The organism is Streptomyces sp. Ag109_O5-10 (assembly GCF_900105755.1).
Classification (GTDB): Bacteria; Actinomycetota; Actinomycetes; order Streptomycetales; family Streptomycetaceae; genus Streptomyces.
On the sequence record NZ_FNTQ01000001.1, the window covers coordinates 6,055,516 to 6,069,172 of the forward strand.

Annotated in this window: 11 protein-coding genes; 6 read left to right on the top strand and 5 right to left on the bottom strand. The window is 72.7% G+C overall.

Going from position 1 to position 13,657, the window contains the following annotated elements:
• Positions 1-38: 38 nt before the first annotated feature.
• From BLW82_RS27670 to BLW82_RS27685, 4 genes are all read right to left on the bottom strand, one after another.
• On the bottom strand, positions 39-2,309 hold the full coding sequence (locus tag BLW82_RS27670; RefSeq protein WP_093502792.1) for a heavy metal translocating P-type ATPase: 2,271 nt from the start codon (positions 2,307-2,309) through the stop codon (positions 39-41).
• Between the two features lie 128 nt (positions 2,310-2,437).
• Positions 2,438-2,677 (bottom strand): heavy-metal-associated domain-containing protein, encoded by a 240-nt coding sequence (locus BLW82_RS27675; RefSeq protein ID WP_093508307.1) that lies wholly within the window; start codon positions 2,675-2,677, stop codon positions 2,438-2,440.
• Between the two features lie 73 nt (positions 2,678-2,750).
• Entirely contained in the window at positions 2,751-3,701 is a 951-nt protein-coding gene (locus BLW82_RS27680) for a PrsW family intramembrane metalloprotease (RefSeq protein WP_093502794.1), read from the bottom strand.
• Between the two features lie 183 nt (positions 3,702-3,884).
• Positions 3,885-4,565, bottom strand: a complete 681-nt coding sequence (locus BLW82_RS27685) for a TetR/AcrR family transcriptional regulator (protein WP_093508308.1) — start codon at positions 4,563-4,565, stop codon at positions 3,885-3,887.
• A gap of 197 nt (positions 4,566-4,762) precedes the next feature.
• Between BLW82_RS27685 and BLW82_RS27690 the strand changes: the two genes are divergently transcribed.
• On the top strand, positions 4,763-7,006 hold the full coding sequence (locus tag BLW82_RS27690) for an MMPL family transporter (protein WP_093502796.1): 2,244 nt from the start codon (positions 4,763-4,765) through the stop codon (positions 7,004-7,006).
• Between the two features lie 349 nt (positions 7,007-7,355).
• Entirely contained in the window at positions 7,356-8,399 is a 1,044-nt protein-coding gene (locus tag BLW82_RS27695; protein WP_093502798.1) for a zinc-dependent alcohol dehydrogenase family protein, read from the top strand.
• Positions 8,400-8,416: 17 nt separating this feature from the next.
• Here the strand turns inward: BLW82_RS27695 and BLW82_RS27700 are convergent, their stop codons facing one another.
• Positions 8,417-8,617, bottom strand: a complete 201-nt coding sequence (locus BLW82_RS27700) for a helix-turn-helix transcriptional regulator (RefSeq protein ID WP_037649824.1) — start codon at positions 8,615-8,617, stop codon at positions 8,417-8,419.
• Between the two features lie 450 nt (positions 8,618-9,067).
• Here BLW82_RS27700 and iolC point away from each other — a divergent pair, with 450 nt between their 5' ends.
• From iolC to iolD, 4 genes are read left to right on the top strand one after another with little or no spacing between them, the layout of a single operon-like run.
• Entirely contained in the window at positions 9,068-10,018 is a 951-nt protein-coding gene (gene iolC / locus BLW82_RS27705; RefSeq protein WP_093502800.1) for a 5-dehydro-2-deoxygluconokinase, read from the top strand.
• A gap of 59 nt (positions 10,019-10,077) precedes the next feature.
• Positions 10,078-10,959, top strand: a complete 882-nt coding sequence (locus BLW82_RS27710) for a Cgl0159 family (beta/alpha)8-fold protein (protein ID WP_093508309.1) — start codon at positions 10,078-10,080, stop codon at positions 10,957-10,959.
• Between the two features lie 10 nt (positions 10,960-10,969).
• Positions 10,970-11,785: a 5-deoxy-glucuronate isomerase gene (gene iolB / locus BLW82_RS27715; RefSeq protein ID WP_093502802.1), complete on the top strand. Its 816-nt coding sequence runs from the start codon at positions 10,970-10,972 to the stop codon at positions 11,783-11,785.
• Positions 11,782-13,653: a 3D-(3,5/4)-trihydroxycyclohexane-1,2-dione acylhydrolase (decyclizing) gene (iolD, locus tag BLW82_RS27720; protein WP_093502804.1), complete on the top strand. Its 1,872-nt coding sequence runs from the start codon at positions 11,782-11,784 to the stop codon at positions 13,651-13,653. The genes iolB and iolD overlap by 4 nt, the downstream gene beginning before the upstream one ends.
• Positions 13,654-13,657 lie beyond the last annotated feature (4 nt).

Genomic DNA, 13,657 nt, shown 5'->3' on the forward strand with positions numbered 1-13,657 from the left:
GGACTCATACATCCACTGGGCCGAACCGCCGGTAACTTTCAGCGGAAGGTGCGCAGCCGCAGGCTGTTGGTCACCACGAAGACCGACGAGAAGGCCATCGCGGCCCCCGCGATCATGGGGTTGAGGAGACCGGCGGCGGCCAGCGGGAGCGCGGCCACGTTGTAGCCGAAGGCCCACACGAGGTTGCCCTTGATGGTGGCGAGGGTCCGCCGGGACAGCCGGATCGCGTCCGCCGCCACCCGCAGGTCCCCGCGCACCAGGGTCAGGTCGCCGGCCTCGATCGCCGCGTCCGTCCCGGTGCCCATGGCCAGCCCCAGATCGGCGGTGGCCAGCGCCGCCGCGTCGTTGACGCCGTCGCCGACCATGGCGACCGTCCGCCCCTCGCGCTGCAGCCGCCGTACGACGTCCACCTTCTCCTCGGGCAGCACCTCGGCGACGACCTCGGTGATCCCGACCGCCTTCGCGACCGATTCGGCCACCGCCCGGTTGTCCCCGGTCAGCAGCACCGGCGTCAGCCCTAGCGCACGCAGCTCCCGAACCGCCTCGGCGCTGGTGTCCTTGACCGCGTCGGCGACCGCGAGGACACCCCGGGCCTGTCCGTCCCAGCCGGCCAGGACGGCGGTACGGCCCGCCCGCTCGGCCCGGGAGCGGGCCAGGGCCAACTCCTCGGGGACGGTGTCGAAGAGGCGCCCCACGGCCACCTCGCGGCCCTCGACACGGCCTCGTACGCCCCGTCCGGGGACGTTCGCGAAGTCCTCGACGGCGGGCAGCGTGCCGACCTTCTCCTCGGCCCCCGCCGCGATCGCCCGGGCGACCGGGTGCTCGGAGGCGTGTTCGAGGGCGCCCGCGAGCCGCAGCACCTCGTCCTCGTCGGCGCCCTGGACGGCGTACACCTCCTGGAGGCTCATCCGCCCGGTGGTCACCGTCCCGGTCTTGTCGAGCACGACGGTGTCGACCCGGCGCGTGGACTCCAGGACCTCCGGGCCCTTGATGAGGATGCCCAGCTGGGCGCCCCGCCCGGTGCCGACCATCAGCGCGGTCGGCGTGGCCAGGCCCAGGGCGCACGGGCAGGCGATGATCAGGACGGCGACGGCGGCCGTGAACGCGGCGGCCGTGTCCCCGGTGACGCCCAGCCAGACCCCGAAGGTGCCGAGCGCGATCAGGATGACGACGGGGACGAAGACGGCGGAGATCCGGTCGGCCAGGCGCTGCACCTCTGCCTTGCCGTTCTGCGCGTCCTCCACCAGTCGCGCCATCCGCGCGAGCTGCGTGTCGGCGCCGACCCGGGTGGCCGCGACGACCAGCCGCCCGCCCGCGTTGACGGTCGCGCCCGTGACGGCGTCGCCGACGGTCACGTCCACCGGCACGGACTCGCCGGTCAGCATCGACGCGTCCACCGCGGACGCCCCCTCGACCACGGTCCCGTCGGTGGCGACCTTCTCCCCGGGCCGTACGACGAACCGGTCGCCGACCGCGAGCGACGCCACCGGGACCCGCACCTCGCGCCCGTCCCGCAGCACCGCCACGTCCCGGGCGCCCAGCTCCAGCAGCGCCCGCAGGGCCGCGCCCGCGCGTCGCTTGGAGCGTGCCTCCAGGTAGCGGCCGAGCAGGATCAGCGCGACCACCCCGGAGGCCACCTCCAGGTAGATCGTGGACGCGCCGTCCATCCGGGAGACGGTGAACCGGAACTCGTCGTGCATGCCCGGCATGCCCGCGTCGCCGAAGAACAGTGCCCACAGCGACCAGCCGAACGCGGCCAGCGTGCCGACCGAGACCAGGGTGTCCATGGTGGCGGCGCCGTGCCGGGCGTTGGTCCAGGCGGCCCGGTGGAACTGCGCCCCGCCCCAGACGACCACCGGGGCGGCGAGCGTCAGCGACAGCCACTGCCAGTTGTCGAACTGCAGCGCCGGGACCATCGCGAGCAGCACGACCGGGGCCGCGAGCAGGGCGGAGACCAGGAGGCGGTGGCGCAGGGCGGCGAGCTCGGGATCCCGCTCCGGCCCGGCCTCCGGCGCCGGCTCCGGCTCCGGGGGCGCGGGTTCCTCGGCGGTGTAACCCGTCTTCACGACCGTGGCGATCAGGTCGGCGACCTGAACCCCCTGGGGGTATGTGACCTTCGCCTTCTCGGTCGCGTAGTTCACGGTCGCGGTGACGCCGTCCATGCGGTTGAGCTTCTTCTCGACCCGGGCGGCACAGGAGGCGCAGGTCATGCCGCCGATGAGCAGCTCGACCTCGGACTCGCCCTCGGCCGGGCGCGGCAGGGCTATCGGTGTCTGCGCGGTGGTGCTGGTGGTGGTGCTGGTCGTCATGTCCGGACTCCAGACAACGGACCGGACCGCGCGGAGCCAGTATCAGCTGGTCGGCACGGCCCGGCGGAGAGATACGTTTCCGTCGTACGTACTGCTCGTGGTGCGTGTCGGTGCGTGTGACCGGGCCCTCAGACGCGGCCGGCGAGCTCGAAGCCCGCCTCGTCGACGGCGGCGCGGACCGCCTCCTCGTCGAGCGGGGCGGCGGAGACGACCGTGACCTCGCCGCTGGCCGCGACGGCCGTCACCGAGCTGACGCCGGGCAGTCCGGAGATCTCTGCGGAGACGGAACCCTCACAGTGTCCGCAGCTCATGCCGGTCACCTTGTAGACGGCGGTCACGGAGCCCGGGGTGTCGGTCTGGGCGGTCATGTCGTTCTCCTCGTCGAGGCGGGTGGGGCCGATGGGGCCCACGAGGGAACCCCACTTTCGTCAGACTATACCCCTAGGGGGTATTTCTCCAAGAGGGATCGCGGCGCGCCAGCGAGACCACCCAGGCGACTCCGAGCAGTGAGACGAGTACCAGCAGGCCGACCGAGAACACCGAGAAGAGGTGCTCCTGTGCCGCGCTGGGACGGGGGATGTACCCCTCGGCGAACATCTGAGGCTCCATCCCGGTACCCACCAGATGCGCCACCAGCCAGATCGCGAGGCCGTGCGTGGAGTCCCACAGGGCGTGCAGCAGGGCGACCCCGAGGTACCCGGCGACGACGGGCGCGGTGACGCGGAAGCGGCCGCTCAGGCGGCGGAAGGAGAGCAGGAGGCCGCCGGCGACCGCCGTCCACAGGCCGTGCCCGAAGGGGGCCACCACCCCGCGCAGGATCTCCGTCTCGATCAGCGCGCGCAGGTCGACGCCCTCGGTGGAGACGGCCGCGTCGAACGCGTACCCGGCGCTCTCCAGGGCCGCGAAGCCGAAGCCGACCGCGGCGCCGAGCACCAGCCCGGCCCGCATGCCGCGGATCCCGGGCAGCCGGCGCAGCACGAACACCAGCGCGCCGAGCTTCACCGCCTCCTCGATCAGGCCGACGCAGACGAACATCCCCCAGGAGGGACGGACCAGGTAGGACTCCACCACCGAGGTGCCCAGCAGCCCCAGCGTGCCGCCGGTCAGGAAGCAGCCGAGGATCGCGCTGACCCCGAGGTCGCGGCCGTGCCGCTCGTACGCCCACAGCACGAAGACGACCGGGACGAGAAAGCTGCCGAGCAGGATCAGCGTCGGCAGCGGGGTGGTGTCCTTCGTCGTGTACGTGACCACCGCGGTCAGCACCCACAGGGCGAGCCCGCCGCCGAGGCAGCGCCGCCACAGGCCGGCGCGGATCCGGGGGTACGGCGGTGGCGGCTGCTGCGGACCTGGGATCCGGGCCTGCGGGCGGCCGGGCGGCGGAGAGTGGGTCACGGCGGGTCCCCCTTGTGCTCCTGCGGGTGCGGGTGGCGCTCGACGGCTCGGGATCGGCTCGGCGTCGGCGCGGGATCCGCGCGAGACCGGTGCGATTTACCCGCACTTTAGGCAGATGTGCCGTGTGTCGCAGTCTGGGGGGTTCGAGGGGGTGGTGGTCCGGTGTCGGGGGTGGCCGGCGGGTCAGTCGACGGGGCGGCCGAGGCGGTCGCCGACCAGGGGTTCCAGGTAGCGGGTGAGCACGTCCTTGATCTCCTGGATGTACGCCTGGCGCTCGGCGCCCTCGTGGCTGAGCACCAGCTCCAGCCCCGCTTTGTAGATACCGAGGCTGACGTGTGCCGCGCGCGTGACGCGAGTCCTGTCGGCGTCCGGCGGGAGGAGCGAGGCGAGCAGGCCCTCGACGCGGCCGAGCAGGTTGGTGTGCAGCGCGTCGTGGGCCTCGGTGATCCCGCCGGGCACGTCGGGGCCGTGCATCAGCGCGAAGAACACGGGGTGCTCGGTGTTGAAGGCGGTGAGGCGGTCCACGGTGGCGCCGACCGCGTCCGTCAGCGAGGTGCCGGGGTCGATCGGCGCGAGCGCCTCGCCGTAGGTGTCCCGCAGGTCGTGCATGAGCCGTTCGCCCAGCTCGACCGCGATCGCCTCCTTGTTCGGGAAGAACTGGTAGAGCGTGCCGGGGGAGACGCCCGCCTCCCGGGCGATGGCGTTGGTGCTGGCGGCGGTGTAGCCCGAGGTGCAGAAGACCGAGGCGGCGGCTTCGAGCAGCTGCTGGATGCGCCGCTCGCCGCGGGCCTGCCGCCGGCGCGGCTGCTCCTTGGCCGTGGCCGTGCCGTCGGGGCCGCGCGGACCGTCGGGCTGCTCTGGCATGTCGGGCTTGTCGGGCACGCGTTATCCCCAGCTCTTCGAACGCGATTGACAAACGCGAGCGGTCGCTCGCATTCTTGTAAACGCGAGCGTCGACTCGTGTTTGCCAGTCTAAAAGGCAATGGCCGACCCATGCTGCCCTGTGCACGAAGCTGATGCGTACCGGCAGGCAGTGGTCAGGGTGAAGGGGACACCGCAGGATGACCGAAGTCAACAAGCCCTCGGCGGCCGGGACCGGGGCCCGCCCGGGGGGCTGGACCAGGTTCGTGACCGCCCGCCCACGGCTCTCGCTGCTGCTCGCCCTGGTGATCACCGCGCTCGCCGTGCTGGCCGGCAGCGGGGTCGCCGACCGGCTGGGCAGCGGCGGCTGGGAGGACCCGGCCGCGGAGTCGACGTACGCGACGAAGGCGCTGGAGCGCGAGTTCCCGGGCTCCCAGCCCAACCTGCTCCTCCTGGTGGACGCGCGGGGCGGCTCGGTGGACAGCCCTGCGGTGTCCGCCGAGGCAAAGGCCCTCGTCACCCGGCTGTCCGGCGAGAAGGGCGTCATAGGCGTCGGCTCGTACTGGCAGACCAAGTCGCCGTCCCTGCGCGCCGAGGACGGACACGAGGGCCTGATCGCGGCCCGCATCACCGGTGACGAGAAGGCGGCCGCCGACACCCTGGACCGCCTCGCCCCGCACTACCGGGGCGCGCACGGACCGGTGACCGTCAAGGTCGGCGGCATGGTGGCGGTCCGCAGCGACATGCAGACGATCATCAAGGAGGACCTGGCCCGGGCGGAGCTGATCGCCCTGCCCATCACCCTGATCCTGCTGGTGATGGTGTTCGGCAGCGCGATCGCGGCCCTCCTCCCGCTGGGCATCGGCATCGTCGCCATCCTCGGCACGAACGCGGTGCTGCGCGGCATCACGTCCTTCACGGACGTCTCGGTCTTCGCGATGAACCTGACCACGGCGCTCGGCCTGGGCCTCGCCATCGACTACGCGCTCTTCATCGTCCGCCGCTTCCGCGAGGAACTGGCCACGGGCGCCGACCCGCTGACAGCGGTCGGCACCACCCTGCGCACCGCGGGCCGCACCGTGCTGTTCTCGGCCCTGACGGTGGCCGTCTCGCTGGCGGCGATGCTCGTCTTTCCCCAGTACTTCCTCCGCTCGTTCGCCTACGCCGGCATAGCGGTGGTCCTGCTGGCCGCGGCGGCCGCCCTGATCCTGCTCCCGGCCGCGCTGATCCTGCTGGGCGACCGGGTCAACGCGCTGGACCTGCGCCGGCTGTTCCGCCGGGGCCGGGAAGCCCGGCCCTCCGGCGCCGAGGGCACGGCCTGGGCCCACGCCGCGACCCTGGTCATGCGCCGCGCCCCGCTCTTCGCCGTCGCCACCACGGCTTTCCTGATCGTCCTCGGACTGCCGTTCCTGGGCGTGAAGTTCGGCACCGCAGACGACCGTCAGCTCCCGGCCGGCGCCGAGTCCCACGTCGTCCAGCAGCACATCCGGGACGGCTTCCCCGGCAATCCCGGCGGCGACCTCGAGGTCCTGGCCGAGGGCGGGGCGACCAGGGCGCAGTACGCGGCGTACCAGGAGCGGGTGGCGGCCCTGCCGGAGGTGGCCGGGGTGGCCGGACCCCTGGTCGAGGGCGACGCGGCGTACTTCACGGTGCAGCCGAAGGGCGAGTCGGTGGACGACGGCGCCCAGCGCCTGGTGGGCGAACTGCGCGCGCTGAACACCCCGTTCGACACGAAGGTGACGGGCACGGCCGCGGTCCTGGTCGACTCCAAGCACGCCATCGGGGAGCGCCTGCCCTGGGCGGCGGCGATCATAGCGATCGTCACCCTGCTGCTGGTCTTCCTTCTCACCGGCAGCGTCCTCATCCCCGTACAGGCGGTCCTGCTCAACGCGCTCAGCCTCACGGCGATGTTCGGCGCGGTGGTCTGGGTCTTCCAGGACGGTCACCTCTCGAACCTGCTCGGCTTCACCAGCCCCGGCTCGATCGAGACCACGCTCCCGGTCCTGATGTTCTGCGTGGCCTTCGGCCTCTCGATGGACTACGGGGTGTTCCTGCTCTCCCGCATCAAGGAGGAGTACGACAGGACGGGCGACCACGAGCGGGCGGTCCGGCTCGGCCTGCAGCGCACCGGAGGCCTGATCACCGCGGCGGCGGTCATCCTCGCGGTGGTGATGGTGGCGATCGGCACCTCCCGCGTCACCAACACCAAGATGCTCGGCCTCGGCATCGCCCTGGCGGTCCTGATGGACGCCATGGTCGTCCGCAGCCTCCTGGTCCCGGCCATCATGCGCCTCACCGGCAAGGCCACTTGGTGGGCCCCGGCCCCCCTGCGCCGCTTCCACGACCGGTTCGGGTTGAGCGAGGGCGAGCAGCGGACGCCCCACTCGGCCGCGCCTGAACCCGCCGCGCCCCACCCTGCCGCGGCCCCGGCCAGACGCGCCTGAACCGTCCGCGCCCCATTCGGCCGCGGCGTCGGCCAGACGCGCCTGAGCTGGCCGCGCCCCATTCGGCCGCGGCGCGGGCCAGACGCGCCTGAACCGGCCGCGCTCCATTCGGCCGCGGCCCTGGTCGACATGCCTGACCTGGCCGCGCCCCAAAGGGGCGCGGGGAACTGCGCGACCAGCCACGACGGCGCCGCAGTCGGCATCCGGCATCCGCATCTGGCATCCGCATCCGGCATCCGGCCTCCGCACTCGGCCTCCGCACTCGGCAAAAGGCGAACAGCAACCGGCACACCACGGCCCCCCAGCGAAGCGCTTACCCTTCGCGCAGCCCCCGAAAGGAGCACGCGCGATGCGAGCCGTCGTCTTCGACCACTACGCCACCCCCGCCGAGGTACGGGACGTCCCCGACCCCCGCCCGGCCCCCCACGGCGTGGTCGTCCGCGTGGAGGCCACCGGCCTCTGCCGGAGCGACTGGCACGGCTGGCGGGGCCACGACCCGGACATCACCCTCCCGCACGTCCCCGGCCACGAGCTGGCCGGGGTCGTCGAGGAGACCGGCGCCGGGGTGACCGCCTGGCGCCCCGGCGACCGGGTCACCGTCCCCTTCGTCTGTGCCTGCGGCAGCTGCCCGTCCTGCGCGGCCGGCGACCAGCAGGTCTGCGAGCGCCAGACCCAGCCCGGCTTCACGCACTGGGGCTCCTTCGCCCAGTACGTGGCGCTGGACCACGCCGACGTGAACCTGGTGGCGATCCCGGACGACATGTCGTACGCCACCGCCGCCTCCCTGGGCTGCCGCTTCGCCACCGCCTTCCGCGCGGTGGTCCAGCAGGGTCGGGTCGCGGCGGGGGAGTGGGTGGCGGTGTACGGCTGCGGGGGCGTGGGCCTGTCGGCGGTGATGATCGCGGCCGCGTCGGGGGCGCGGGTGGCGGCGGTCGACGTGTCGCCCCAAGCCCTGGACCTGGCACGGAAGTTCGGCGCGGCCCACGGTGTGAACGCGTCGGAGACGGCGGACCCCGCGGCGGCGGTCCGTGACCTGACCTCCGGCGGTGCCCACCTCTCCCTGGACGCCCTCGGCTCACCCGCCACCTCGGCCGCCTCGGTCAACTCCCTGCGCCGGCGCGGCCGCCACGTCCAGGTGGGCCTGCTGCCGTCCCCGGACGGCACCACCCCCATGCCGATGGCCCGCGCGATCGCCCTGGAGCTGGAGCTCCTCGGCAGCCACGGCATGGCGGCCCACACCTACCCCGCCATGCTCGAACTGGTCCGCGCCGGCACCCTCCGCCCCGACCTCCTCGTCACCTCGACGATCACCCTGGACGCGGCCCCGGCGGCCCTGGCGGCGATGGACGGGGCGCCGGCGGCCGGGGTGACGGTCGTCGAGCCCTGGGCCTGACCCGGCCGCACCCCGCCTCAGAGGTCTCTGCGCCCCCGGTTGCCCGGCCGGGAGGCGACCCAGGCACGGACCGTGTCGGCGTACCAGTAGGGCTTGCCGCCCTCGACGTGGTCGGGCGGCGGGAGCAGCCCGTGCTTGCGGTAGGAGCGGACGGTGTCCGGCTGCACCCGGATGTGCGCCGCGATCTCCTTGTAGGACCAGAGCCGTCGGTCGGTCATGAGATGCACCTCCCTGCGCGCACCGCGGGGGCGACCGGAGGCGGTCGTCGGGGGAACCGGGCGCTGCGCTGGCGATCACAAAGCCTGTGCCCGGTGAACGACGGAGAGTGACTGTGCGCAAGCGCCTGTGGGCCGGGTGTGACCGAGAGCCCGCGTACGCGTGACATGTGTGACACAAGGGGGGAGTTTGTGACACACCCGGGGCACAGGCGCGTGCCCGGCCACCGGCGGGGCGCGTTGACAACCGGGGCGGCCGTGAGGCGCCCCACGAGAGCGCGGAGAACCGCGTGATCGGCCACACCCGGCCCGCGCCCGCGCACCCATGGCTCCCGCCACCTCCGTAGGCGCCTCGGCCCCACCCCCTTCTCGTCAGAATGTCCGGACAAACCATTGACACGACCTCCTCTCCCGGACTACAAACCACGGGAGAGCAATGACGAAGGGAAGCCGATGGCGTACGACCTGATCACCATGGGGCGGATCGGGGTGGACCTCTATCCGCTCCAGACCGGAGTACCGCTCGCCCAGGTGTCGTCCTTCGGCAAGTTCCTCGGCGGATCGGCGACGAACGTCGCCGTCGCGGCCGCCCGCCTCGGGCGCAGCACCGCCGTCATCACCCGCACCGGCGACGACGCCTTCGGCGCCTACCTGCACGAGGCCCTCCAGGGCTTCGGCGTGGACGACCGCTGGGTCACCCCGGTCCCCGGCCTGAACACCCCGGTCACGTTCTGCGAGATCTTCCCGCCGGACGACTTCCCGCTGTACTTCTACCGGCAGCCCAAGGCCCCGGACCTGGAGATCGACGCCCACGAGCTGGACCTGGACGCCGTCCGTGCGGCCCGCATCTTCTGGATCACCGGCACCGGCCTGAGCGAGGAGCCCAGCCGCACGGCGACCCTCGCGGCCCTCGCCCACCGGGCCAAGGCCGGCACGACCGTGTTCGACCTCGACTGGCGCCCGATGTTCTGGCGGGACCCGGACGCCGCCCGCCCGTTCTACGCGGAGGCGCTCAAGCACACCACCGTCGCCGTCGGCAACCTCGACGAGGTGGAGGTCGCGACCGGAGTGCGCGAGCCGCAGGCCGCCGCCCAGGCCCTCCTCGACGCCGGAGTCGAGATCGCCGTCGTCAAGCAGGGCCCCAAGGGCGTCCTCGCCGTCAGCCGCGACGGCGACGCCGCCGAGGTCCCGCCGCTGCCCGTCAACGTCCTGAACGGCCTCGGCGCCGGCGACGCCTTCGGCGGCTCCCTCTGCCACGGCCTCCTCGAAGGCTGGGACCTGGAGAAGACCATGCGCCACGCCAACGCGGCCGGTGCCATCGTCGCCTCCCGCCTGGAGTGCTCCTCCGCGATGCCGACCGGCGACGAGATCGACGCCGCGCTCGCCGCCGGAGCGGTGCTGTGAGGGCCGGCCGCGTCGCGGGCGCGCACCACGAGGGCGGCGCCGGCGCTCCCGCCCCGCAGATGAAGGTGGACATCTCCGCCCTCGTCCACACCCGCACCCACCACCCCGAGGCGATCGCCGAGGCGGCCGCCCGGCGCTCCCGCCGTCCGCTCCTCAACGAGGACGGCAAGCTGATGATCGTCGCCGCCGACCACCCGGCCCGCGGCGCCCTCGGCGTGGGCGGCGACAAGCTCGCCATGGCCAACCGGGCCGAACTGCTGGAGCGCCTCTGCCTGGCGCTGTCCCGCCCCGGCGTCGACGGCGTCCTCGGCACCGCCGACATCCTGGACGACCTGCTGCTGCTCGGTGCCCTCGACGGCAAGGTCGTCATGGGCTCGATGAACCGCGGTGGACTGCAGGGCGCCTCCTTCGAGCTCGACGACCGCTTCACCGGCCACCGCGCCGAGGACATACAGCGCCTCGGGTTCGACGCCGGCAAGCTGCTCCTGCGTATCGACTACGACGACCCGGGCTCGCTGACCACCCTGGAGTCCACGGCCCGGGCCGTCGACGACATGGCCGCGCGCCGGCTGCCGGTCTTCGTGGAGCCGTTCATCAGCCGCCGCACCCCCGAGGGCAAGGTCAGGAACGACCTGTCCGCGGAGGCGGTCACCAGGTCCATCGCCATCGCCTCTGGCCTCGGCGGGAGTTCGGCCTACACCTGGCTGAAGCTGCCGGTCACCGAGAACCCCGACGACATGGCCCGGGTCATGGAGACGTCCACCCTCCCCGCCGTGCTGCTCGGCGGCGAGGTCGGGGACGACCAGGACGGCGCCTACGAGAAGTGGCGCAGCGCCCTGCAACTCCCCACCGTGCGCGGCCTGGTGGTCGGCCGTTCGCTGCTGTACCCGGCGGACGGCGACGTGGCCGCCGCCGTGGACACCGCCGTCGGACTCCTGTGAGGGCGAGAAGATGACGACCAACGAGCTGCATCTCACCAAGGGTTCGACCGCGAACGCCCAGTACGCGCTCGACATCGACCCCAAGCGGGCCGGCTGGGCGCACAGCAGCCTGCGGATCGTCGAACTGCCCCCTGGCGGAACGCATTTGTTCACCACCGGGGACAGCGAGTGGATCGTGCTTCCGCTGCAGGGCGGTTGTACGGTGCAAACAGAGGGAAACGAGTTCCAGATCCTGGGCCGGGAGAGCGTGTTCAGCGGAGTCTCCGACTTCGTGTACGTGCCCCGGGACGCCCAGGTCCAGATCGCCTCCGGCGCGGGAGGCCGCTTCGCCCTGGCAGGAGCGAAGTGCGAGCGACGACTCCCCGCCCGCTACGGCCCCGCGCCGGAGGTTCCCGTCGAAGACCGCGGCAGCGGCACCGCCGCCCGGCAGGTGCGCAACTTCGCCTCCGCGGACGCGTTCGACTGCGACAAGCTGATCGCCGTGGAGGTCGTCACCCCGGGCGGCAACTGGTCCTCGTATCCGTCGCACAAGCACGACGAGTACCGGCCCGGCGAGGAGTCGGAGCTGGAGGAGATCTACTACTTCGAGATCGACGGCGCGAACGGATTCGGGTATCAGCGCGTATTCCCCTCCCGTGAGGGCGGTACGGACGTCCTCGCCGAGGTCCGCTCCGGCGACGCCGTGCTCGTTCCCGACGGATGGCACGGCCCGTCGATCGCGCAGCCCGGGCACGACATGTACTACCTGAACGTCATGGCGGGGCCCGGTGCGACGCGGGAGTGGCGGATCTGCTTCCACCCGGACCACACGGAGGGTTACCGATGACGATTCGGTTGACCGTCGCGCAAGCGCTTGTCCGCTTCCTCGCCGTCCAGTTCACCGAGCGGGACGGCGAGCGCCGCCGCCTGATCGGCGCCACCTGGGGCATCTTCGGCCACGGCAACGTGGCCGGCCTCGGCCAGGCGCTCCTGGAGCACCGGGACGAGATGCCGTACCACCAGGGCCGCAACGAACAGGCCATGGTGCACGCGGCGGTCGGCTACGCGCGTCAATCGAACCGTCTCGCCACGCACGCCGTGACGACGTCCATCGGGCCGGGCGCCACCAACCTGGTCACCGGTGCCGCCCTCGCCACCGTCAACCACCTCCCGGTCCTCCTCCTCCCCGGCGACGTCTTCGCCACCCGCCCAGCCGACCCGGTCCTCCAGCAGCTCGAAGTCGCGCACGCGGCCGACGTGTCCGTCAACGACACCCTCCGCCCCGTCTCGAAGTTCTTCGACCGGATCAACCGGCCCGAACAGCTGATCCCCGCCGCCCTCGCCGCGATGCGGGTCCTCACCGACCCCGTCGAGACCGGCGCCGTCACCCTCGCCCTCCCGCAGGACGTGCAGGCCGAGGCGTACGACTGGCCGGAGGAGTTCTTCGCCGAGCGGGTGTGGACCGTACGACGGCCGGGCGCCGACCCCGCGGAACTCGCCGCGGCCACGGCGGCGGTCAGGAACGCGCGCAGGCCCCTGGTCATCGCGGGCGGCGGGGTCCACCACAGCCGCGCCGAGGCCGTGCTCGCCGAGTTCGCCGCGGCCACCCGCATCCCGGTCGCCTCGACCCAGGCCGGCAAGGGTTCGCTGCGCTGGGACCACCCGCAGGACGTCGGCGGCGTCGGCCACACCGGGACCGCCACCGCCGACGAACTCGCCCGCACCGCCGACCTGGTGATCGGCGTCGGCACCCGCTACACCGACTTCACCACGGCCTCCGGCACCCTCTTCGAGAACCCGGACGTCCGCTTCCTCAACCTCAACATCGCCCCGTACGACGGCCACAAGCTGGCCGGCCTGCCGCTGATAGCCGACGCCCGCAGCGCCCTCACGGAGCTGACCGAGGCCCTGGACGGCCACCGCACCGCCGACTCGTACGTCACCGAGTACACCGAGGACAAGGGGCGCTGGGAGCAGCGCGTCGACGCCTGCTACGAGGCCGACGAGCCGGACATCCGGCCGACCCAGCCGCAGGTCCTCGGCGCCCTGGACGCGCTCGTGGACGAGACGGACGTCCTGATCAACGCGGCCGGCTCGCTCCCCGGCGACCTGCACCGGATGTGGCGGGCACGGTCGCGGGACCAGTACCACCTGGAGTACGGCTACTCGTGCATGGGCTACGAGATACCGGCCGCCATCGGGGTGAAACTCGCGGCACCGGAGCGGAACGTGTGGGCGCTGGTCGGCGACGGCACGTATCTGATGATGCCGACCGAGATCGTCACCGCCGTCCAGGAGGGCATCGCCATCAAGGTGCTGCTGGTGCAGAACCACGGCTACGCGTCCATCGGCGGGCTCTCCGAGTCGGTGGGCGGCGAGCGCTTCGGCACCGCGTACCGCTTCACCTCGGACGACGGCACCTTCACGGGTGCCCCGCTCCCCGTCGACCTGGCCGCCAACGCGGCCAGCCTCGGCATGCGCGTCCTGCGCGCGAAGACTGTCCGGGACCTGCGCGCGGCGCTCGCCGAGGCGCGGGCCGCCGACACTCCCACATGTGTCTACGTGGAGACCGAAACGGCCGACACTGTGTCGGGCCCGCCTCCCGCGCAGGCCTGGTGGGATGTACCTGTGGCCGAGACCGCGACCCGATCCTCCGCGGTCAAGGCACGTGAGCTCTACGAACGGCACGTCTCCACCCGACGCCGCCATCTGTGAAGGA

Coding starts and splice junctions, on each gene's coding strand:
- BLW82_RS27690 (WP_093502796.1), top strand. CDS start 4,763: ATGACCGAAGTCAACAAGCCCTCGGCGGCCGGGACCGGGGCCCGCCCG.
- BLW82_RS27670 (WP_093502792.1), bottom strand. CDS start 2,309: ATGACGACCAGCACCACCACCAGCACCACCGCGCAGACACCGATAGCC.
- BLW82_RS27685 (WP_093508308.1), bottom strand. CDS start 4,565: ATGCCAGAGCAGCCCGACGGTCCGCGCGGCCCCGACGGCACGGCCACG.
- iolD (WP_093502804.1), top strand. CDS start 11,782: ATGACGATTCGGTTGACCGTCGCGCAAGCGCTTGTCCGCTTCCTCGCC.
- BLW82_RS27700 (WP_037649824.1), bottom strand. CDS start 8,617: ATGACCGACCGACGGCTCTGGTCCTACAAGGAGATCGCGGCGCACATC.
- BLW82_RS27710 (WP_093508309.1), top strand. CDS start 10,078: ATGAAGGTGGACATCTCCGCCCTCGTCCACACCCGCACCCACCACCCC.
- iolC (WP_093502800.1), top strand. CDS start 9,068: ATGGCGTACGACCTGATCACCATGGGGCGGATCGGGGTGGACCTCTAT.
- BLW82_RS27695 (WP_093502798.1), top strand. CDS start 7,356: ATGCGAGCCGTCGTCTTCGACCACTACGCCACCCCCGCCGAGGTACGG.
- BLW82_RS27675 (WP_093508307.1), bottom strand. CDS start 2,677: ATGACCGCCCAGACCGACACCCCGGGCTCCGTGACCGCCGTCTACAAG.
- iolB (WP_093502802.1), top strand. CDS start 10,970: ATGACGACCAACGAGCTGCATCTCACCAAGGGTTCGACCGCGAACGCC.